Source organism: Kluyvera genomosp. 1 (genome assembly GCF_001266615.1).
GTDB lineage: Bacteria > Pseudomonadota > Gammaproteobacteria > Enterobacterales > Enterobacteriaceae > Kluyvera > Kluyvera cryocrescens_A.
Window position 1 is genome coordinate 173,226 of the sequence record NZ_LGHZ01000011.1, and the last position, 22,948, is coordinate 196,173.

The following is a 22,948-nucleotide window of genomic DNA, read 5'->3' on the forward strand; positions in this document are numbered from 1 at the left end:
TAGCCTTCTAATGGCCGAAAGAGTAATCCTCGCGGCACAAAATAAGAACTCGCCGTTTGGCCTGGGGCATTCTACGTAGAAACCGAATAATGCAAACATCACAATTATGAATACTTACAACCACGACTCCTCAATTACGTATTCACATAACTCATCACAAGTGAATTAAGAAAAGGATTAAAATAGAACGTGGTTAAATAATATTAATTAACCAAAACATAAAACAATTCAGCCATCATGGGAAATGAAAAAAGAAATAAGTCCGAGCGCGGACTTATTTCAGCACAATGAGTTCATCGCATCCTTACGAGTGTCATCATCACGGTTACAGGAACATCCCACCGGAGACTTCAATGCGCTGCGCGTTCATCCAACGCAGGTTATCGCTCAGCAATGCGGCAATCGCGTCGCCGATATCGTCCGGTAATCCCGTACGGCCCAGCGCGGTTTGCGAGGCCACGTAGCGGTTAAGCTCTTCGTTATCGCGCAGATGTCCGCCGCCGAAGTCGGTTTCAATCGCCCCCGGTGCAATGCTGTTAACGGAGATACCGCGCGCCCCAAGTTCTTTGGCCTGATAGCGAGTCAGCACTTCCATCGCCCCTTTCATCGATGCATAGGCGGCATAACCCGGCAGGGCGAAGCGTGCTAATCCGGTGGAGACGTTGAGAATACGCCCACCGTCAGCGAGCAGCGGCAGCAGTTGCTGAGTCAGGAAGAAGGGTCCCTTAAAGTGGATGTTCATCAACTCATCAAACAGGGCTTCAGAGGTCTCGGCGAACGCCGCGTAGAGCCCCACCCCGGCATTGTTCACTAAATAGTCAAAGGACTCACGCCCCCATACCTGATGAAGCTGTGCTTTGACCTGTTGAGCAAATGCGCTAAAGCTTGCGATATCGCTGACATTTAGCTGCAATGCCACCGCTTTCACGCCTGTTTTCTCAATTTCAGCGACAACCTGCAGCGCAGCATCACGCTGGCTGTTGTAGGTAAAAATAATATCCGTTCCGGCAGCGGCCAGTTTCAATACTGCATTTCTACCTAAACCACGGCTGCCGCCGGTGACTAATGCGATACGTTGGGACATATGAACCTCATTTCAGATGGTATGTTCGTTGAGAACAAGCTTATTAGGTGGTAAAAGAACAATAAATACCGCCAGTTGCGCTTCACTGTCTCATCTGCAACAACAATGGGCCATTTCGATGGATAAAATTCACGCAATGCAGCTGTTCATTCGCGTCGCCGAACTGGAGAGTTTCACCCGTGCGGCTGACACCCTGGGGCTTCCTAAAGGTAGCGTATCGCGGCAGATCCAGGCGTTGGAGAACCATCTCGGCTGCCGTCTGCTGCACCGCACCACGCGCCGGGTGCTGTTAACCCAGGATGGGATGGTGTATTACGAACGCGCCAAAGATCTGTTGAGCAATCTCGATGAGCTGGACAGCATGTTTCAAAGCGATCCCAGCAGCATCAGCGGAAGGCTGCGCGTGGATATGCCCGTCGCCGTTGCTCGCCACGTGGTTATTCCCAAGCTACCGGACTTTTTACAGCACTACCCAGGCATTGAACTTGAGCTCAGCAGCAGCGACCGCCTGGTGGATGTCATTCGCGAAGGATTTGACTGCGTGGTACGCGTTGGTACGCTTAAGGACTCTGGCCTTATTGCCAGACCGCTCGGCAAGCTAACCGTGATCAACTGCGCAAGCCCTACCTATTTATCGCGCTTTGGCTACCCGGAATCGCTGGACGACCTGAGCAGCCATGCATTGGTGCACTACGCGACCAATATCGGCGTACGCCCGCCGGGTTTTGAAGTGGCAAGAGAGAATGGTACGCAGTGGGTGAAAGCCGGCGGCGTTCTGACGGTAAACAGCACCGAAACCTATCATGCCGCCTGCCTGGCTGGACTGGGGATCATTCAGGCACCGCGCGTAGGTGTCCGTGAGGCGCTGCATAACGGCAAACTGGTGGAGATACTGCCGCAGTACCGGGGAGCGCCCATGCCAGTTTCGTTACTTTACCCACATCGCCGTAATCTCTCGCGCCGGGTTCATCTGTTCATGGAATGGTTAACCGAGGTGTTGCAGGATTACGTTGATTAAATTCCGCCTTGCAGCCCGAGCCACAAGGCCAGGCTTGCTGGAATATCACCCGGACGAGGCGCGCCTGCGCCGACTTCGGCGAACGATCTATACTTAAGTAAAAGCAATAAAAAGGAAAATATCCCTGATGACGTCGGAAAATGACGAGAAGCGTCCGCTGCAGGAAGCGGAACCAAGCCACCTATCCCGTACGCAGCAAAAGGCCAGCAAGGCGCTGGATACCGTCACCAGCACGGCACAGAAGATCCAACGCCGCCCGGTTATCGCCCATCTGATCCGCGCCGCTGAGCGTTTCAACGATCGCATGGGCAATCAGTTTGGTGCCGCCATTACCTATTTTTCGTTCCTATCGATGATTCCCATCATGATGGTGTCGTTCGCTGCCGCCGGTTTTGTGCTTGCTTCACACCCGACGCTATTGCAGGACATCTTCAATAAAATCCTCGTCAACGTCAGTGACCCCACGCTCGCCGCAACGCTTAAAAGCACCATCAACACCGCCGTGCAGCAACGTACCACTGTCGGACTGGTCGGGCTGGGGATTGCGCTCTACTCCGGTATCAACTGGATGGGCAACCTGCGCGAGGCCATCCGCGCGCAGTCCCGTGACGTTTGGGAACGCACGCCACAGGATCAGGAAGCGCTGTGGCTGAAATATCTGCGCGACTTTATCTCACTGATTGGCCTGCTCATCGCACTGATTATTACTCTGTCGATTACCTCGGTCGCCGGTTCAGCACAGCAGTTGATTATCTCTGCGCTGTATCTCGACAGCATCGAATGGCTTAAGCCGGCCTGGAGGCTGATTGGCCTCGCCATCTCTATCTTTGCCAACTACCTGTTGTTCTTCTGGATTTTCTGGCGCCTGCCACGCCATCGGCCGCGCAAAAAAGCCCTGATTCGCGGGACTTTTATTGCAGCAGTTGGCTTTGAGGTGATTAAAATCATCATGACCTGGACGCTCCCGACGCTGGTGAAATCCCCTTCAGGCGCGGCGTTTGGCTCGGTGCTTGGACTGATGGCGTTCTTCTACTTCTTCGCGCGACTGACCCTATTCTGCGCCGCGTGGATTGCGACCGCGGAATACAAAGACGACCCGAGAATGCCGGGCAAAACCCACCGGTAATCACCATGTTGGGCTGAGAGATAATGAAAAATTTCAGCCCAACTCATCGTTTCAGCATATAAATCCAGTCCGTAACTTTTATTTAACCAAAAACCAGTTTTATCATCCAATTTATAAAAAATGTGAAGCGTTTCATGTTTGATAATCTTCTGGTATAAAAATTATCCACTCTTTCGCTATTTTTGCCTGTTTTTACATTCCCGTTACACATTGAAATGTCTCTTTTGCTATGTCTAATATGGCCTTTCGTTCGCTATACATATTAGAAAAGACTATGACCAGCACAACACTCGATAACGAACAGGCTTCCGCTCCGGTTAACTCGCGTAATAAAGTCGTCGTGGCTTCCCTCATTGGCACGGCCATTGAGTTCTTCGACTTCTATATTTACGCCACCGCCGCGGTCATCGTGTTCCCGCATATTTTCTTCCCACAGGGCGATCCCACGGCGGCAACGCTGCAATCGCTAGCAACGTTCGCTATCGCCTTCGTCGCTCGTCCTATCGGTTCCGCGCTATTCGGCCACTTCGGTGACCGTGTCGGACGCAAAGTGACTCTGGTGGCTTCGCTGCTGACCATGGGGATCTCAACCGTACTGATTGGTCTGCTGCCAACCTATGATTCCATCGGCATTCTGGCGCCGATGCTGCTGGCGCTGGCGCGTTTTGGTCAGGGTCTGGGATTAGGCGGTGAATGGGGCGGCGCGGCGCTGCTGGCCACCGAGAATGCGCCACCGCGTAAGCGTGCGCTATACGGTTCGTTCCCACAGCTGGGCGCGCCAATTGGCTTCTTCTTTGCCAACGGTACTTTCCTGCTGCTCTCCTGGCTGCTGACCGACCAGCAGTTCATGAGCTGGGGCTGGCGTATTCCGTTTATCTTCTCCGCCGTTTTGGTATTGATTGGTCTGTACGTACGCGTTTCGCTGCATGAGACGCCGGTATTTGCCAAAATCGCCGCGGCGAAGAAACAGGTTAAAGTGCCAATGGGTACGCTGCTGAGCAAACACGTTCGCGTGACCATTCTCGGCACCTTTATCATGCTGGCAACCTATACGCTGTTCTATATCATGACCGTCTACTCCATGACGTACAGTACCGCTGCTGCCCCGAATGGTCTGGGCTTGCCGCGTAACGAAGTGCTGTGGATGCTGATGCTGGCGGTTATCGGTTTCGGCGTGATGGTGCCCATTGCGGGCCTGCTGGCTGATCGTTTCGGGCGTCGTCCAAGCATGATCGTCATCACCAGCCTGATCATCGTATTCGCCCTGTTCTTCTTCCAGCCGCTGCTGGGATCCGGGGACACGTCGCTGATTATGCTGTATCTGTTGGTGGGCTTGAGCCTGATGGGTCTGACCTTTGGTCCAATGGGAGCGCTGCTGCCTGAACTGTTCCCAACTGAAGTGCGTTATACCGGGGCATCGTTCTCATACAACGTGGCATCGATCCTGGGTGCATCCGTCGCGCCTTATATCGCAGCCTGGTTGCAGAGCAGCTATGGGTTGTTCTATGTGGGCGTCTATCTGGCGGCTATGGCGGCACTGACGTTAATTGCGCTGCTGCTGACGCACGAAACGCGTCACGAATCGCTCTAACCCCTTCTTACTGGCCTACGTTCGCGTAGGCCAGCGTTATGCCAGGTGAATCATCAAATTATCTAAGGTCGACATTGGCACCGGACGGGACAGGAAATAGCCCTGCGCCGCATGCGCCGGTGACTGCTGCACTTCACGCCACTCTTCCAGCGTCTCAACGCCTTCGACAATGACCCCTTCGCAATAGCGGTTCATCAGCTGTAACAGCAGGATAAACAGTTTGCGGCCTTCCGGGGTTTTACGCAGCATGATGAACAAATCGCGTGCCACTTTAATGTAGTCGTAACGCACTTCATTAAGCGCCGAGAAGTTGGCCATCCCGGTGCCGAAGTCATCCAACCACAGCGGGCCGAATTCGCACAGCGAGGCCACCGTTGAATCCTGCGGCAGCGCCATATGCTCCACCAGCTCGAAACGCAGCCACGGCAGCGTTTCGATCATCGTTTTCAGGATCCTATCCTGGCGCATTTCCAGCAGCGTAGGCGCGTCAACGTTCACCGAAGCCAGCACCTTGTTCTGCACAAAGAATTGTTTCTTTTTTGCCAGCATTGCCACCTGTTCTTTGATGACATGAATTCGCTGACCAATAGAGACTGCGGCGAAGTAACGATCCGGTGCGATACGCTTTTGGGGGTCAGAGGGATGGGTCACTACCGTTAACACCTCTATCGCCATCAGGCGACCCTGGGTGGTGTAGATAGGCTGATATGTATAGACGCGCTCACACTCTTGCCAATAACGCAGCTGCTGTAGGCTATCCAGCTCCGTATCAGGAACTCTCGCCCGCTGGCTCACCTGCTTTAACGTCATTTAAGCTTCCTGTGAATAGAGGGTCAGAGGGTCTGGTCATAAGGTTATCGGCGGGCCATTTGATAACTTTATGTCCAGGCCAAGCCATTTTATTTTTCTGCAAAGATGACAAATACGCCGTAACACGCGCTAGCTCAAAAAAAATAATGGAACGATGTTTTAATATAGTTGACCACCGATTAGCCACAGCGCACACTACGAAAAATTTACCGATTCAGGTTGATGACTATGTCTAAAAAAATTGCCGTGATTGGCGAATGCATGATTGAACTGTCCGAGAAGGGCGCACAAGTTAACCGTGGTTTTGGCGGCGACACCTTAAACACGTCCGTCTATATCGCGCGTCAGGTCTCCCCGGCTGAACTCAGCGTCAATTACGTCACGGCGTTAGGCACCGATACCTTCAGCCAGCAGATGATGGACGCCTGGCAGGCGGAGAACGTTAACACTGACCTGATTCAACGCATGAGCGACCGCATGCCGGGTCTGTACTACATCGAAACCGATGACACCGGCGAACGCACGTTCTACTACTGGCGCAACGAAGCGGCCGCGAAGTTCTGGCTGGAGAGCGAGCAGTCTGCCGCTATCTGCGAACAGCTGGCCGGCTTTGACTACCTCTATCTGAGCGGCATTAGCCTGGCTATCTTAAGCCCGGCGAGCCGTGAGAAGCTGCTGGCGCTGCTCACCCAGTGCCGAGCCAACGGCGGCAAAGTTATCTTCGATAACAACTACCGTCCGCGCCTGTGGGCGAGCAAAGAAGAGACGCAGAAAGTGTATCAGCAGATGCTGGAATGCACTGATATCGCCTTCCTGACGCTGGACGACGAAGATGCGCTGTGGGGCGAGAAGCCGGTTGAAGAGGTGATTGCACGCACCCACGCCGCGGGCGTTAACGAAGTGGTGGTCAAGCGTGGCGCTGACTCCTGCCTGGTTTCCGTTAACGGTGAAGCGTTGGTCGATGTACCTGCGGTGAAGCTACCAAAAGAGAAAGTGGTCGATACTACCGCAGCGGGCGACTCCTTCAGCGCCGGGTATCTGTCCGTACGTCTTACCGGCGGTGATGCACAGGCGGCAGCAAAACGCGGCCACCAGACGGCGAGCACCGTGATTCAACACCGTGGCGCGATTATTCCGCGCGACGCGATGCCAGCGTAAGATTGCACGCATAAAAAAACCTCTTCCTGGCGGGAGAGGTTTTTTTTCGTCTGGAGCATGGGTTTCCCCTCACCCCGGCCCTCTCCCCAAAGGGGCGAGGGGGAAAGGCAAAACAACCCGTCGTTTGAGCGATCCCTTCTCATCAGTAGGAAGGAATGAACACCAAACCGCCAACAGCTCGATCGATCCCCTCTCCCCAATGGGGAGAGGGTTAGGGTGAGGGGTCAGCCGCCGCGCTTACTGCGCCGGCGGAATATCCGTGACATCCTGGTGACTATCATCCACTACCGCAGCGGATTCAGGCTTAGAGGTCAGCATGATTTTGCTCCAGGTATCCTGCAGGTCTTTCATGTTGAACTCAGGCTCGCCGGTTGGTTGCTGCAGAATCAGCGCCATATCCTGCGACAGCTGCTGACGCAGATCCTGGTTGAGCATATCGAGCGTCAGTGACTCAAGGAAACTCTGACGCAGCTTCTGATACTGCTCAGGTGCAATATCCACCACCTGGTTTTGCAGGGAACGAATACGCTGATTAATCAGCACGTCGGTATCCATACGCGCATAGGTCGCAAACAACTTTTGCAGCTCGAGCTTTTTCTGCGCCACCAGCGCATTGAACTCGTCTTCCGGCAGGCCGTTATCACGAACGCTCGCCAGTTCACGCGCCACCAACCCCAGATTGCCTTCCAGCTTGTCACCCGGAGAGTCGAGGTTAATGCCGCACTGCGCGCGCAGATAAAGCACGCGGCAGTCAAAGCCCAGGCCAATATCTTTCATGTTGGTACGGCTCAGCTTCTGCTGAACATGCCAGAATAGCGCTTCACGCGCTAAATCGGCTCGCCAGTAGCGTTGCAGCGCCGCCGACTCGCGGATAGGCTGCCACGCACCATCCCACATGATGGACAAGCGATCCTGCTGTACCGCGTTAGTCATGATGCTGACTGCTTCCGGGCGCAGTGGAGAGAGCGTCGGCATCACAGCCGGCGTTTCGCGTTTACCTTTTAGTTCGCCAAAGACCTTACCGATCTGCTCGATGGTCGCGCGGCTATCCACGTTACCCACCACGATTAACGTCATCGCATCCGGGGTGTACCATTTGTGATAAAACTCGGTCAGCTGTTTCGCATCCACCGGCAGCTTCAGCGGCTCGGCAGGATCGTGACCCAGCATGGTTGAGCCTTTCAGACGATAGCGCCACCAGCCCTCTTTGGTGTCGTGCGGCCAGGTTGCCACCATGTCCTGTACGCTCAGTGCGTAGCTGATGGTGTCCGGCGTAATGTCCGGTTTGCCCAGCGAGTTAGCAAGCCAGGTCAGCGCCTCTTTTTGCAGGTCGCTGCGATTATTTGGCATGCTCAAATTAAAACGGGTGAAATCGTAAGAGACGATCGCCGGCGGCTGCGGTCGTTTTGGATCAATCCCCTGTTGCCACATTGAGCGAACCTGCGCGGCAGGCATACTGCCGCTTTGCGTCAGCGCAATGCGCGGAATAAGGTGGCTGTAGCCGGTCTGCTGAGCGCTTTCGTTCAGCGAGCCAATATCAATCGAGAGCCGGATCTCTACACGGTCACTCGGGCGCTGTGGCGTGGCAAGCACCTGCCACTGGAAGCCGTTAGGCAGCGTGCCTTGTTGCCAGGCCGGGTCCGGCTGGAGCGTTTCTGCCTGCACACAGCTGGCCGCTGCCATCATCAGCAAACCACCGGCTAAAAGTCGAATTGTTGTGCCCTGCATGTGAACCCCTGATGAACATTCCTGGTGACTCCCTTCTTAGCTCAATCCGCAGACGCGTGAGTCGCCTGGGCGCTATTTCCGGGTATAAACAACTACCGCCCTCTGGCGATAGCCTAAAATCTTGAAGTAAATACGTCAGTTGGACCACGCGATCGTCAAAACGTCACATGGCTACGTAAAATAAAATACACGATAGCCATAGGCTATCACGGCTCACGAATAACGCCGCCTAATTATGCGCAGGAGCCCGCACTCCAGCAAGGGAGTACGGGCTTAAGTGATGGGATTATGAGGATAATTCGTGCGATTTGTTGGCAGTCGGACGGTTATTGAGCACGTCATCAAGCTGTTTTGCATCTAATTGTTTCACGCGCTTGGCCACCACGATGGTTGCCACGCCGTTACCAATCAGGTTGGTCAGCGCGCGGGCTTCCGACATGAAGCGGTCGATACCCAGAATCAGCGCCAGGCCCGCCACCGGTAGATGCCCTACCGCCGAGATGGTCGCCGCCAGCACGATAAATCCGCTGCCCGTAACCCCAGCCGCCCCTTTAGAGGAGAGCAGCAGCACCACCAGCAGGGTTATCTGATGGAAGATATCCATATGGCTGTTGGTGGCCTGAGCGATGAACACCGCCGCCATCGTCAGATAGATAGACGTACCATCAAGGTTAAACGAGTAGCCTGTCGGAATTACCAGCCCTACTACGGACTTACGGCAGCCCAGCTTTTCCATCTTATCGAGCATACGCGGCAGCGCGGACTCAGAGGACGATGTCCCCAGCACGATCAGCAGCTCTTCTTTGATGTAGCGAATGAATTTGAAGATGCTAAATCCGGTCGCACGCGCAATAGAGCCCAGCACTACCACCACGAACAGAATACAGGTGATGTAGAAGCAGATAATCAGCTGCCCCAACTGCACCAGCGTACCCACGCCGTATTTACCAATGGTGAAGGCCATCGCCCCGAATGCACCAATCGGCGCCAGGCGCATGATCATATTGATAATGCCGAAAATGACCTGTGAGAAGCTTTCAATAACGTTGAAAATCAGCTGACCTTTGTTGCCCAGGCGATGCAGCGCAAAGCCGAACATCACCGCAAACAACAGCACCTGCAGAATGTTGCCGCTGGCAAAGGCGCCGATAACACTCGACGGAATGATGTCCATCAGGAAGGCGATAATACCCTGATCCTTAGCCTGTTCCGCATAGATGGCGACGGCTTTCGCATCCAGGGTGGCCGGGTCAACGTTCATTCCGGCACCCGGCTGAACCACGTTAACAATCACCAGACCAATCAGCAGAGCAATGGTACTGACCACTTCAAAGTACAGCAGCGCGACGGCACCGGTGCGGCCTACCGCTTTCATACTTTCCATGCCAGCGATCCCGGTGACGACCGTACAAAAGATAACCGGGGCGATAATCATTTTAATCAGTTTGACGAAGGCATCGCCGAGCGGTTTCATTTGCGCGCCCAGTTCCGGGTAATAGTGACCGAGCAGTACACCGATCACTATCGCCGACAGCACCTGGAAATAGAGGCTTTTAAAGAAAGAGGTTTTCATAGGATGTCCTTAAGCTATAGCCACAGGAAAAGTAGGGATTATTTTCACCTGTGGGCACAAAATAACATCCAAGAAACATAATCGAAATATTTGTAAGTGAATTTGATACTTAATTGTTAAAACCTTGAGCTGACACGCACAATCGTTATCAAATTTACTCCGGTAGCAGTGATTTCTCCTTACCCAGATAATCCTGCTCAAAGACCTCCGTCGGTACCGCACGAGCAAAGAAGAAGCCCTGCAGAATGTCGACATTCTCCGCCTTCAGCCAGTCATATTGTTCTTTATTTTCAACGCCCTCAGCGACCATCTTCAAGTTAAGGCTTCGCCCAAGCTGAATAATCGCCGCCACCATGCTGGCATCTTCCGGCAGAGTGTCGATGAAGATTTTATCGATTTTAAGAATATCGACTGGCACGGATTTCATATGTTGCAGCTGACGTAGCCCAGCGTAGCCCATACCAAAGTCATCCAGCGCAATGCGCACCCCGGCGTTGCGAAGCGGACGCAGAATCGCCACGGCAGCCTTCGGATCATCAATACGACGGCTTTCCGTCACTTCCAACACCAGCGTACCCGGTGCGATTCGGTAACGGTTAAGCAGCGCCAGCATGTCGGAAACCATATCGTGATGCAGCAGCTGGAGTGCAGAAATATTCACCGACAGCGGTAGCATAATGCCGTGCGACTGCCACACTGCCAGCTGGCGGCATGACTCCTCCAGCACCCAGTGCCCGACAGTGACCATCAACCCACAGGACTCGATATTCTCGATGAGATCGTTGGGTAACGCCCATTGTCCGTCCGGCTGACGCTGGCGCAACAGCACCTCAGCGCTACAGACTTGCCCGGTTTTGGTATCCACTTGCGGCTGCAGCCAGATGGAAAACTGCTGAGTATCCAGCGCAGTCAGGATATCGCTCTCTTCGGTCAGGCGTTTTTGCGCCTTCACCATCTGCTCAGAATCGAAAAACTCAATCTGATTTTTGCCCTTACGCCGTGCGGTAAACGCCGCGGAGAGCGAGCGGCGGTAGAACTGTTCTGCCGTCAGGCCTTCACTGTACATCGCAATCCCGATGCTGGCGCTCGGCCGCAGTTGGATGCCTTGTAACGGTAAACGCTCATTAATGATAGTAAGTACTTGCTGACCTAGCGTTATGGCGTGCCACGGCTCCTTGATGCCGTAGGCCAGAATCGCGAAATCATAGCCGCTGATCTGTGCAAGCACCATGCGTGGTGAAATCACTTGTTTCACTTTCTCGGCCAGCGTCAGCAACAGAATTTCACGCTGCTCTTCTTTCAGCACGCCGGCCGTATCCTGCAGGGTTTCACAGGCTATTGTCAGCAGGGCTACCGGGCTTTGACGCTCCAGACTCTGCTCCAGCAGCCCTAACAGAAAAGCTTTATTCGGCAGGTCAGAGACCGGAAAACGGGTCGATTGGCTGCTAAGTTCGTCGTACTGCCGTAATAATGCCTGTTGATTTCGGTTGTAGCTACGCACCAGCGTGCCAATTTCATCATCATGATGCAGGCGCGGCAGCGTCAGCTGATGCCCAATGCGGTCAGCACCCGGCAGATCGTGGATTTCATAGGCAATCTTGCGCAGCGGCCTGACAATCAAACGGTTAATACACCAGGTCAGCGCCACGGTCAGAATTAGCACCAAAAGAAAGTAAGCGGTCACTATCGTTGCTAAGGCGCTCATGACGAACTTATACATACGATAGGAGTCAGCCTGTAGCACCAAATAAGCCAGCGGCTGCGGGTTTGCCGGACGTTCCAGCGAATAGAGCGGCAGCGAAATTTGCACCGGCAGTTCAAAAATACGCGTGATGTTCACCGGAACCGGACGTTCCGGAATAAAGCTCATACGCAACGCCTGAAATTGGTTCGGCAATACCACATCCGCACGGCTCACAATGCCCGACGGCTGAATACGTTCAAGAATGGTCTCGGCTTCGGGAATGTCGGCTTTCAAAATGGCCGCAGACAGCGGCTGACGTACGGAGCGCGCGATGCTTTCAAGCTGCGCCGCGGTGTTATAGCGGTCCTGCTGCACAAAATGGAACAGTAAAATGAAGCAAAAGACGAACAAAAACAACATGGTAACAACTGCAACCATAGCCATTTGTTTTATGGTAAGTGAACGGCTGACGCGCAAAAGAGCTCTCCACTGAAACGAACGTATTGCACAGGCAATTGAGAATAACGAGGCTGGCAGCAAAGTCAAAATAGACTCAGCCGCAACGATTATAACCCGCCGTGAAGACGGGTTATATAAGACGAATACCTATAACCCGCCAGACGAGAGCTGCCGACATGGGGAAGCGTTCATTCCCCTCAGCCACACCACTTAGCCCATGGCTGAGGTTTCACGCCCTTGCCGTTTCACTGCAGCCCGAACGGTTTAGGGTATAAAGCAGAATAGAGTGAATTACCAATCCGCATACGGAATCAGAGGCTGCGGCGGCATATCGAGATCGCCCTGCCAACCAGCAGCAGAGTAACGCACGTACAGCAACGCATGGCTAGGGGTATAGTCTTTCGCCTGCTGGATATCAACGCCCGCGCCGATAAACCAGTTAGAGGTGACCCGACGCTCTACGATAGCACGCGCCGTATAACCGAAGCCCTGGCTGCTGCTGCCGCTGCTGCTATCGTTGCTCGCGGCCTCCTGCCACTGTGACGGAATGAGGTTCATCAATGGATAAGACGGCTGCGTTTTCGTACGTGAGTGCGACCAGGAGACTGAACCACCGACTTCCCAGGACCAGTTCTCCGTGCGCTGGCGCCAGTTAACCGGTACCGCAAACGACACATACTCCTGCGGGCTGTAATAGCCCCCCTGACCCAGCGTATAGCCGCTCAGATCCTTCTGATAGTGCCAAATCATGTTGTTCAGCCCTACCGTCACTCGGCGGTTGTTCTCGTTGATAACCTTGTAGTAGTAGCCCGTCATCCAACGCACGCGCCAGTTATCATCCACATTCTTGCCGGTCAGCTGATCGCCGCCCAGTGACGCCCATACGCCGTTGGCTTCACCTTTGTCGTAGCTTAGGCTGATACCGCCGCCGTCAGCGCGAACGCCGCCCCAGGTGGTACCGGGATGCGCGCCGCTGCTGTTATCTTTTTGTCCACCAAATGCCAGCAGCGAGCTGGAGATTGGGCGACGGTGTGCATTCAGCGTATAACCCAGTGGGCCGATATCGCTGCTGTAGCTCAGGCCACCGACCACATCAACCACGTTGAAGCCCATCGGCGTGGTACCAATATCGGCATCCCAGGTGTCGTTCTTCCAGCCGACCGCAACGCTCGCGCCGTTGCCAGACTGATTCTTCGAGCCGTAGCAGGTAGACAAATCACAGGTGCCCCACTGCTCTTTGTAGGCGTTGTTTTTGTCCGCTGAGAAGCTCCCGGCATCCATGTTGACCAGGTCTGAACGGAAGAACATACGGCCATCAGACAGCGGCGCATCCACCTGGAACATGGTGGTGTGCGCTTTCAAATTCGAGTAGCCGCCGGTACCGCTGGAGCCCCAGTATTCATGCTGCAAGGTGACGTTGAGATCCTGCTGACGATAAAGGTCGGCGGCATCGCTGCGCACGCCGCGTTTAAGCCAATCATCTTTTTCGTCATTACGGGTCAGGCGGGTAAAGCTGTCGTTATCCAGCGGGCGCGTTGGGGTGACCTGCGCCGCTACCATCGCATCTTTGTAGGTGTCCAGCGCCTGCTGAGGGTCTCCCGCCTGCGCCTGATAGTTCGCCGCATCGCGCAGCACCATCGCACTTTCCATCGACGGCGGCTGAGATTTGGCCTGCGGAATCAGCGCAGTCATCATCTTCTGCGCCGTGGCGGTATCGCCAAGCTGCGCGCTCACCAGCACAATACGACGCTGCGTGTTCAGCGAACGTTCACCTTCGGCGGGCACTTCAGCGAGCTGCTGGCGGGCCGCCAATTTATTGCCATCGGCGGCATACACTTCAGCCAACCCCAGATGGGCATCCTCATCGTGCGGGTCTTTCGCCAGCACGGCGTTGTATTCGGCTATTGCCGTTGCGCTATCGCCTCGCTGCTGCGCCCAGTCGGCAAGCGTCGAGTGAATACGCGCAGACTCCGGCTGCTGTTTTAATAACGCGATAGCCTGCGTTTCCTGGCCACCATCGCGCAGGCGGTTTGCCTGAGCGATGACCTGATCGCTACGCAGGCGCGTATCCAGTTCGCGAATATTATCCGTCCACTTCGAGACCGGTAGCGCAGCCAGATGCGTCAGCGCGGCCTGATCCTGTCCGTTGCCGGACATATACAGCCCATAAGCATAAACCTGCTCGGCATCGGCCGGTTTTTTCCGTGCCAGATTCAGCATTAAGTTATCGGCTTCGCTTCGCTGGCCAGCGCTGACCAGATCGCGGGAAAGTCGATAGGTTATCCACACATCATCCGGAGAGAGCGCCAGACGACGACGCTGGAGTTCGGCAGCCTGCGCCCAGCGTCCCTGGTTTTCCAGCGCTTCCGCTTGCTGTGCGAGACGATCGTTAGTCAGGCTGCGTTCAATATCGTCGATACTGCGGCGCTGGCTGGCAGAAAGGCTGTTAATAAAGTCGGTCGCGCGCTCTGGGGATTGCGCACGATAGATATTGGCCAGCCCGCGAATCGCGCTGCTGTTCGTACGATCGAGACGTAACGCTTGCTGGTAATAACGCTCGGCGCCAGCGCTGTCTTTACGCGCCATCGCAACATCGCCCAGCCCAAGTACCGCATAGCTGTCGGTGGCATCAAGCTTACGCGCTTGCTGATAGAAACCTTCCGCCTGCGCCAGATTATTGGCTTTCAGCGCCGCATCGCCTTTGCGAATCAGCGGCCAGTAGAGCTCCCAGGTCTGCGGTTTGCTGGCTTCCACTTCCGCCGCTTTAACCTGCTGTTCCGCTTTCTCACGCAGAACCGGATCCGCCATCTGCTTTTGCTGATCGGCCAGCATCGCACGCGCGCTATCGGCAGATTCGCCGCTGTTGAAGATCAATAAATAACGCTGTAATGCCTGTACGCTATTCGGGCTGACCGGTTGATTCTTGATGGCGTTAAACCAGATGTCGCTCGCCGCACCGCGCCCGCCGGTCGATTTGGCCATCTGTTCAAGCACGGCAAACGCCTCGTCGCGACGGTTATCCGCCAGTAGCATATTCACAAGCGTGGTTTGCAGACCGGTATTGCCCGGATTCTGTTGGTTTAATGATTGCAGATGCTTCAATGCTTCAGCGCGGCGCGCGGGGATCTTAGCTACCGCACTCCAGTATTCAACCGCATAGTCGCCGTCCGGCGGCGCCCCATTAAAGGCTTTTTCGTAAGCCGCCAACGCTTCCGGCACGTGCCCGGTCGTTGCCTGCAGGCGTGCCTGCTGCAACGCCTGGCGTCCGGCGTCGGTATTCAGCCCGATTTCAACGCGAGCAGTGTTATATTCCGCAGAGTTAGGGGCCACTTTCGCCAGTTTATCCAGCTGTTTTTGCGCCCCAGCGGCATCGCCCTGGCGCAGTAAATAACGCAGGCGAGCGGCCATGACTTTCGGGTTATTGGGATTAATCAGCTCCAGCCGATACAGCGACTGCTGCACCAAATCGTCCCGTTTGCTGGCCTCTCCAAGGCGCACCTGGTTGAGCAATTGCTCTTCCGCCGAGGTATCCGCATAGCCTGGCTGTACCAGCGTCAGGCCCAGAGAGAGAGTGATTAAACTTAGTGTGAACTTGCGCATTCCTGGCCCCAGTCAGGTAGTAATTCGCCGCGGGCGCTGAAGCGAAAACGGTGTTGATCCCAGCCCTGCCCAAAGAGAGTCAGAACAAAATTGTAATACGCATCCGCGCCGGGAAAATTGTCAGCAACGCGCTGGCGCTGAGCGGCCTGGGCGTCACGATTTTGTAGGAATGGAAGTAATGATGCTGAGAAACCGACCGGGCCATTACCGGTCACTTTGCCGGTGGCAATGGCCACTTTTTCCGGCGGCAGTCCCTGCTTCACGGTCTGTGCCGCCATCGCATTAAAGCGTTTAAGCAGTCGAGCCTTTTGCGGGTCCGCATCGTCCATCATACCGACCCACAGATAGACGCGAATGGCATCGTAGCTGCCCACGATATCTGCCGCTTTCAGCTGCCAACCTTTTGTCTTATCGTAACTGACCCAATCAGGCGAAAAGCCCTTTGGTGCGGTATCCATCAACAGCTTGAGATTGGTTTCACGCAGCGTCGTCCACGGCGCACCGAAGCGGCTGAAGTACTGGGCAACCTGTGGCGGGAAATAGCTTGGGTTGAAACGCCAACTGGTCTCTTCGGCAAAACCCACGCGGCCCGGCAGCAGCATCATGCCCAGGCCCGGAACCTTCACGACTTCTTCATCAGCAATTTTAGCCAACAGCGCCTTGCCGGTTGCACTGTAGTCGTCGTTCTTCCAAAGACGCCCCGCTTCCAGCAGCGTCCAGGCTATCCAGATGTCGGAATCGGAAGCAGAATTGCTGTCCAGCACCTTCCACTCCGTTTCGTTCTTTTTCCCCCACAGCCAGGCGGGAAGATGTTCGCGCAGAGAGCCTTGAGCAAGGTTGTTCTGCGTCCAGCCAAGCAGCGTGGCGAACGCTTTTTGATCGTTCGCCGCCAGGGCAAAGAAGAGCGCGTAGCTTTGCCCTTCCGAGGTCGTTATCTTACGTGGATCGCTGGGGTCAATAACGCGCCCTTCAGCGCTAACAAAATCCTGTTTAAACTGCTCCCAGGCAGGCCAATTACACGCGGCCTGAACCTGGCCGCTAAGGGCGCACAGCACAACAATCCAGCGTAACATTCTCATCACGGCTTACTCGTCTTCCGGATCCAAACGACGACGGCTGATAATGCGCAGCAGACGCCACAGTACCCATGCCAGCAACACGATGCTGATCGCCGCGAAGATGGCCAACAGCACCGGATGGTTAGACAGGGCAAACCAGACACGCTCGAACCATGGCAGGTGGCCAACGTAATACACGTCACCCACACGCAGGCTGTTTACACCGGATTCGCGGATAACCGATACCGAACCAAACATGGCCGCACGCTTGCCGCTGTCATTCAGCGCATCATTGAGCAGGTCATACCCTTTATCACTATCAGCCAGCAGCGCGACAACGCTACGCTGTTTGAAATATGGCGATTCAAAACCCACGATAGCGGCCATCGGCCCCGAGGAAGAAACCTCGGTTTGTACGCTGGCGGTACGATCGTCAGCATCCAGATAAATGCTCGACAGGTCGTTGTGGCGTACCGGCGTTTTCACCCAGCTTTGGGTCGCATCCACCAGCAGATCCACTTTCTTATCATCTTTCAGCGACGGTGGAATGGATCCAATCAGCAACAGGTCAGCGTCTTTATCTTTAATCTGGCTACCGTCATCGGTAATCGTCATATTCGAGCCCGCCAGACCGGTCTGGCCGCCAATCACCGCCACGGTATTCAGCAGCGTGCTGAGCTGTTCTTCAGACGGTTTCTTCGGCATGACGATTGTCGTATCGGAGAGATCCGCCATACGGGTGAATGGGAAGCCCGCATTGGCAAAGGTGCGCAGATCCGGCATCGGCAGGAAGTGGTAGTAGTGTGAGAAATCAATCGTTGAATCGTCACCAATCACCACGTGGTTCTGCACCGGCTGGAAGGTCACACAGTTATCGACCGAACCGCCCGGCATCGGGTTCATGTACTGGAAGTCAAAACGCAGCTGGTTCATTGCGCCCAGACGCAGCGCTGGGATGCTGACATCATTCTTACCATCCAGCAGGCCTTGCAGAACCGGCAGGCGCATCATCAGCTTGTTGACGTCCTGGGTGCTGTTCAGGTTAAACGACTGCAGGAACTGATTGTTGAGGCTGATGTCCATGCGCGAGCTGTCTTTCACCGGCGGCATGGTATAGCGGTATTTCAAATCCATATCGATGCCGGTGCTGCGCATCAGATAGAGATCCGGCGGCAGGTTCAGCGACAGGTTAATGGACGCTGGCTCAAGCCCGGTGGATTGCAGCTGCTGCTCGTAGGTTTTCAGCTCGCCGAAGGTCACGGGACGATCGGTTCGCACCCAGTTCGGCGCATCGTACGGTACGCGCGCCAGCAGCGGTTTAACTTCATTCACTGTCACACTGTTGCCACGGAACAGAATGTTACCTGCCGCAATACCCTGCGCGGCTTTCAGCAGATCTTTATCATCACGCCCAAATACCACCAGCAGCTTCAGGTAAGGGTTGTTCGGGTGATCAACCATTTCGATCGTCGGCGCTTTCACCGCAGGGTGATCGCGCAGGAAGTCTGGGCGCTGATCGTTGGTCGCAAAGACGATGGCATTGCGGTCCGGCAGCGTGTTGTACATCACCGGGAACGCCTGGCCACGCCAGCCGGCTTTCGCACCAAACCACGAGGCGACAATAGCCGCCGCCTGCTGCTGCTGCAGATCCGGAGAACCGGCAAACACCATCGGCAGATTCAACGCTCGGTTGTCGCGCGTGTCATAGAACGGGACCGGGAAGTGCGAGAGGTCATTGCGTACTTTCAGAGACTGGTAGGTCAAATCCAGTGAACTGCTGCGGCCGACATCAAGCCAAACGGTTGAGTTAGATGGGTTTTCACACACGTCGCGGTAGTGGCCAATAAACTCGAGGCGCACCCGGTTAAAGTCGGTGATATACAGCGGATCGATAGCGATCTGCGTGGTGACCTTTTGGCCCAACTGTTCTTTGGTGACCGGCAGAACGCCCATCAGCTCATCATTGAGGTAAACCTTGAGCTGCGAGGTGACAGGCAGCAATGACGGCGATGGCGTGTAAGTCAGATTCAGCAACGCCTTCGACACCACTTCGTCGCTGCGCATACCGAACTCAATGCCACCGTTCGGGTTAGCACCACGCAGCACCATGCTGCCTGGAGGCGGCGCAATCTGAGCAAAAGAAAGCTTTACGTCGCGGCTCGGCGCATCTTCCACCACTACCGGCGTGACAGCGGCGGTAGCCGACGCTGCTGCATCCTCCTGAACAGATGGCGCAACGGACACCTCTGTCGTCGGTTCTGAATACGTCGTGAGCGGCAGTAAACTGCCCATGCCCACCGCCACTGCACAAATCCAGGAAAGGTTTCTTTTCATCGCGTAATCATCATTATTGTTGAGCCATAGCCGATAGCGGATGCTCGATCACCGCCTCGCGTTCAGGTCGACGCGGTACGAACGAGGCCACCCACGCCACCAGCAAGGTGAGCGACCGGAAAATTTCTTTGGCCACCGGCGGCGCAAACTCGGCCAGGTGACGATAACCACGGAACCCCAGCTTCAGGATATCCATCAGACTTTCCAGCGGTTTATCTTCCGGGAAGCTGTCCTGCCAGAGCGCCCACGTATCCGCGCGCGCAAACGTACACTGTACAAAATCGATATGCTGTCGCGTGCTCATTGGCAGCAGCTTCAGCCCGACTTCACTTCCCAGCACGCGAACAACCTGCGTTGGGAAGACATATTCCTGCTGGCCGCGTTTAAGCAGCAGATTCACCTTCTGCTCTTCCAGCACCTGAGCATCACCGTTAATACGGATACCCACGCCACCATCGGAGAAGTCATGAACGGTACAGGAGAAGAGATGGCCGTCTTCACGGGAAATAGCCCCAGGCATTTTGATTTCCACGCGGTGCGAACGACGCACCTGCTTACTTTCCACCGAGACCGCCACGGCGCCGCCGAGAATAATCAGGTTGTAGAACACCCACAGCAGACTCACCCACACGGTCAGGACTTCATCTGCCGGGCCATACATGTAGCGCCAGATACCAAATGCTACGCCTACCAGGTTCAGCAGCACGAGGAAGATATACGGACGGGAAATCACCCAGTCGACATACTCCTCTTTCACGAGGCCACCTTTCGCGGTGACGTTGAAGGTCCCTTTATGCGGCGCAAACAGCGCCACCATGGTTGGCGGTGCGATATACCAGGCCAGCACGGTTTCGTAGATTTCGCTCCAGAAAGAGTGGCGGTACTTGCCCTGAATCTTGGAGTTGGTCAGGCTGGCGTGAATCATGTGCGGCAATACAAACAGCGCAATCATCAGCGCAGGCGCGTAGATGATATAGGCGTGTAGCAGCAGGAAAGCCAGCGGTGCGGTCAGGAAGATAAGCCTAGGCACGCCGGATAAAAAGTGGAACATGGCGTTGAGGTAGCACAGCCGCTGCGGCAGCTTCAACCCTTTGCCGAGTAGCGGGTTATCCAGGCGGAAGATCTGTACCATCCCGCGCGCCCAGCGAATACGCTGGCCGATATGCGCCGACAGGCTTTCCGTCGCCAGCCCTGCCGCCTGCGGTAAACGCATGTAGGCAGAGGTGTAACCCAGACGGTGAAGTCGCAGCGAGGTGTGCGCATCTTCGGTGACGGTTTCAACGGCAATACCGCCGATTTTATCCAACGGTTCGCGGCGGATAACGGCACAGGAACCGCAGAAGAAAGTCGCGTCCCACATGTCATTACCATCCTGCACCAACCCGTAGAACAGCGTGCCTTCGTTCGGCGTTTTGCGGAATCGGCCAAGGTTACGTTCGAACGGGTCCGGCGAGAAGAAGTGGTGCGGCGTCTGCATCATTGCCAACTTCTTATCCTTCAGGAACCAGCCCATGGTCATCTGCAGGAATGAGCGCGTTGGCACGTGGTCGCAGTCGAAGATCGACACGAACTCGCCTTTCGCATACTTCAGGGCGTTGTTGATGTTCCCGGCTTTCGCATGTTCATGCGTCTTACGGGCAATATATTGCACGCCCACATCTTTGGCGAACTGGCGAAACTCTTCGCGGCCACCATCATCGAGGATCCAGATAACCACTTTATCTTTTGGCCAGTCGATACCCAGCGAGGCATAAACGGTGTTTTTCACCACGTTGAGGTCTTCGTTATAGGTTGGAACGAAGATATCCACCGTTGGCCATTGGTCCATATCTTTTGGCAGCGGAACCGGATGGCGGTTCAGCGGCCAGGCCACCTGGAAATAGCCCAGAACCAGTACAATCCAGGCATAGGTTTCGGCAAAAAGTAATACCAGGCCGCAGACCAGGCTGACCGGGTCGTTCCAGTTAAGCGTAGAGGTATAGCGCCACCAGATGTAGCGGCAGGAAACCGTCAGCGACAGAACGATCAGCATCAGCGCCGAGAAGCGTCCCGGAATACGCCGCACCAGCAGGGCTACGCCCCACAGCAGCATCAGGAAAACAAACTGGGAAAGCGGGTTAAACGGCTGGGTGATACACACCAGCGCCAGGATCAGCGAAAATGTAATCGCCACACCCAGTACCAGTCGACGGACTTTCGGGTTGAGGTGGGCCAGCTCTTTTTTGTCATCGAGGTGGCCGGTTTTGCTATTAAAACGAGCAGGCAGTTCATCCGCCCAGCGGATATAACGCTCGCGCAGACGGTCAATCCCAGAAAGCGGTCGCCATTGCACTGGCTTACGGCTCTCAGGCGACCTGCTGACAATCAGCCAAGCGGCCTGCAGGGCGAAACGAAGCGGGTCCAGCGGACGCGGGCGGGAAAAATTGATATGCGGAAACAGTTCGTCCTGGCGTGCAAACAGCGACTGCCAGCGCGGATTTTCCAGCGGCAAAAACATCCACGCCAAACCAACCCACAAGCAAGATAATGTTGCCGCGAACCAGGAGGAACCGTTGCGGCGATACTCTACGTAGCGCGCGCGCATACGCGCGTAGACCGGCGGGACAAAAATTAAACTGCCGAGGCGAATCATGCTTCGCGCTCCGCCGCCGCATGATGTCCGGCGTAGTGCATCAGGCACCAGCTGGCGAGTGTAATTAACTCTTCAGCGGCCAGAGAGTCATGACGGTATTCACCCAGCGGCTGCTTGCTTGCCAGACTTTCCGCCATCGCTTCATCACGGTGAATGACCACCGGCAGCAGACGACGCTGGGTTTGCAGCCATACCTGATAAAGGTCTTCCTGCAGCGGGCTGTTCATGCGCAGACCATTAAGGAGAATATGCGTATTGGCGGGCAGCGGCTGCTGATGCAGTCGAATATGGCAATTGGCGTCCGGTTTAACCACCGTCAGGGTGAAATGACAGGCGTCAATCAGCGACGGCGTCCACGGATAAAACCCGTGCGGGAGATCGAGCAGGATCCACTGGTATGTCCCCTGGCTCTCCATTTCTTTGGCAATCTCACCCACCGCCATCAAATGGCGGCTAAGCGTTGCGATGTTTTGCTGTTCGCCAGGCTGCAATTTACCAAAAGGAAGAACATCGATAAGTGAGGTATAACGCAGGCCGGCATCACGCCAGTCCTTGCCGTCTAGCACCGCGCGCGCCCAGCCGCTTTCGCGTGCAATATCGTCATTAAACGACAGACGCAGCATATTATCAGGGCTTGCATCGATGACCAGCACCGATTCCCCGAGCAGTTGCAAAGACCACGCTAATGCCGCCGTGATGGAGGTCGTACCCACGCCACCACGTACGCCCTGTATTCCCAGAATAGCCATTATGGCTTCCTTATTTTTGTTCGGCTTTTTGTTCTGCAAACTCTGCCAGCAGCGGCCAACGTTTAAACGCAGCCGCTAATTTTTCGCGCTGGGAAATATCAGTGTAATCTATATTGGGTAGAGAGAAAGCCCGACTCAGTGCGAGAAAGTCATTCTGAAAAGTGTAGCCAAGTTGTGAATCAACGGATGTCACAGGTTCATTATCAGGCATTGTTTGGCTCCCTCTGAAATCAAAGTCAGAATGCGCCACATCGAACGATGCGCAACCTTTCTATGAAATTCGTTTATACTCGTCATACTTCAGACTGCAGATGTATGCATTCGCTTTTACGCATCTCAACCAC

The 22,948-nt window shown here is 55.0% G+C and carries 15 protein-coding genes; 4 read left to right on the forward strand and 11 right to left on the reverse strand.

Features of this window, described 5'->3' with window-relative positions; translation table 11 throughout:
- Positions 1-325: 325 nt before the first annotated feature.
- Complete coding sequence (locus tag KP80_RS07260; protein WP_052282924.1) at positions 326-1,084, reverse strand: SDR family NAD(P)-dependent oxidoreductase; 759 nt, start codon at positions 1,082-1,084, stop codon at positions 326-328.
- A gap of 118 nt (positions 1,085-1,202) precedes the next feature.
- Between KP80_RS07260 and KP80_RS07265 the strand changes: the two genes are divergently transcribed.
- The 3 genes from KP80_RS07265 (at position 1,203) to KP80_RS07275 (ending at position 4,819) form a co-directional block, all read left to right on the forward strand.
- Positions 1,203-2,102 (forward strand): LysR family transcriptional regulator, encoded by a 900-nt coding sequence (locus KP80_RS07265; RefSeq protein WP_052282925.1) that lies wholly within the window; start codon positions 1,203-1,205, stop codon positions 2,100-2,102.
- 127 nt (positions 2,103-2,229) lie between these two features.
- Positions 2,230-3,228 carry an inner membrane protein YhjD gene (gene yhjD, locus KP80_RS07270; protein WP_052282926.1) on the forward strand — a complete coding sequence of 333 codons (999 nt, stop codon included), beginning with the start codon at positions 2,230-2,232 and terminating at the stop codon, positions 3,226-3,228.
- 274 nt (positions 3,229-3,502) lie between these two features.
- Positions 3,503-4,819 carry an MFS transporter gene (locus KP80_RS07275; RefSeq protein WP_052282927.1) on the forward strand — a complete coding sequence of 439 codons (1,317 nt, stop codon included), beginning with the start codon at positions 3,503-3,505 and terminating at the stop codon, positions 4,817-4,819.
- 36 nt (positions 4,820-4,855) lie between these two features.
- Here KP80_RS07275 and pdeH read toward each other — a convergent pair whose 3' ends face one another.
- Positions 4,856-5,629 (reverse strand): cyclic-guanylate-specific phosphodiesterase, encoded by a 774-nt coding sequence (pdeH, locus tag KP80_RS07280; protein ID WP_052282928.1) that lies wholly within the window; start codon positions 5,627-5,629, stop codon positions 4,856-4,858.
- A gap of 228 nt (positions 5,630-5,857) precedes the next feature.
- On the opposite strand from pdeH, the gene KP80_RS07285 reads away from it, so the two are divergent.
- Positions 5,858-6,787, forward strand: coding sequence for a sugar kinase (locus KP80_RS07285; protein ID WP_052282929.1), 930 nt, complete (start codon positions 5,858-5,860; stop codon positions 6,785-6,787).
- 237 nt (positions 6,788-7,024) lie between these two features.
- On the opposite strand, the gene KP80_RS07290 is transcribed toward KP80_RS07285, so the two are convergent.
- The 9 genes from KP80_RS07290 to bcsR all read right to left on the reverse strand — a co-directional run bounded on the left by KP80_RS07290 (position 7,025) and on the right by bcsR (position 22,815).
- On the reverse strand, positions 7,025-8,515 hold the full coding sequence (locus KP80_RS07290) for a M16 family metallopeptidase (protein ID WP_052282930.1): 1,491 nt from the start codon (positions 8,513-8,515) through the stop codon (positions 7,025-7,027).
- A 286-nt stretch (positions 8,516-8,801) separates the two neighbouring features.
- Positions 8,802-10,088, reverse strand: coding sequence for a dicarboxylate/amino acid:cation symporter (locus tag KP80_RS07295; protein WP_052282931.1), 1,287 nt, complete (start codon positions 10,086-10,088; stop codon positions 8,802-8,804).
- A 154-nt stretch (positions 10,089-10,242) separates the two neighbouring features.
- A complete protein-coding gene (hmsP, locus tag KP80_RS07300) occupies positions 10,243-12,249 on the reverse strand; it encodes a biofilm formation regulator HmsP (protein ID WP_052282932.1) in 2,007 nt (668 codons plus the stop codon).
- A 273-nt stretch (positions 12,250-12,522) separates the two neighbouring features.
- Positions 12,523-15,831 carry a cellulose synthase complex outer membrane protein BcsC gene (gene bcsC, locus KP80_RS07305; protein ID WP_052282933.1) on the reverse strand — a complete coding sequence of 1,103 codons (3,309 nt, stop codon included), beginning with the start codon at positions 15,829-15,831 and terminating at the stop codon, positions 12,523-12,525.
- Positions 15,813-16,910 carry a cellulose synthase complex periplasmic endoglucanase BcsZ gene (bcsZ, locus tag KP80_RS07310; RefSeq protein ID WP_052282934.1) on the reverse strand — a complete coding sequence of 366 codons (1,098 nt, stop codon included), beginning with the start codon at positions 16,908-16,910 and terminating at the stop codon, positions 15,813-15,815. The genes bcsC and bcsZ overlap by 19 nt, the downstream gene beginning before the upstream one ends.
- A gap of 6 nt (positions 16,911-16,916) precedes the next feature.
- Positions 16,917-19,223, reverse strand: a complete 2,307-nt coding sequence (gene bcsB / locus KP80_RS07315; protein WP_052282935.1) for a cellulose biosynthesis cyclic di-GMP-binding regulatory protein BcsB — start codon at positions 19,221-19,223, stop codon at positions 16,917-16,919.
- A 13-nt stretch (positions 19,224-19,236) separates the two neighbouring features.
- Entirely contained in the window at positions 19,237-21,855 is a 2,619-nt protein-coding gene (bcsA, locus tag KP80_RS07320) for a UDP-forming cellulose synthase catalytic subunit (RefSeq protein WP_052282936.1), read from the reverse strand.
- Positions 21,852-22,604 carry a cellulose biosynthesis protein BcsQ gene (bcsQ, locus tag KP80_RS07325; protein WP_052282937.1) on the reverse strand — a complete coding sequence of 251 codons (753 nt, stop codon included), beginning with the start codon at positions 22,602-22,604 and terminating at the stop codon, positions 21,852-21,854. Before bcsQ ends, bcsA begins: the two co-directional genes overlap by 4 nt.
- 10 nt (positions 22,605-22,614) lie before the next feature.
- Entirely contained in the window at positions 22,615-22,815 is a 201-nt protein-coding gene (gene bcsR / locus KP80_RS07330) for a cellulose biosynthesis protein BcsR (protein WP_052282938.1), read from the reverse strand.
- Positions 22,816-22,948 lie beyond the last annotated feature (133 nt).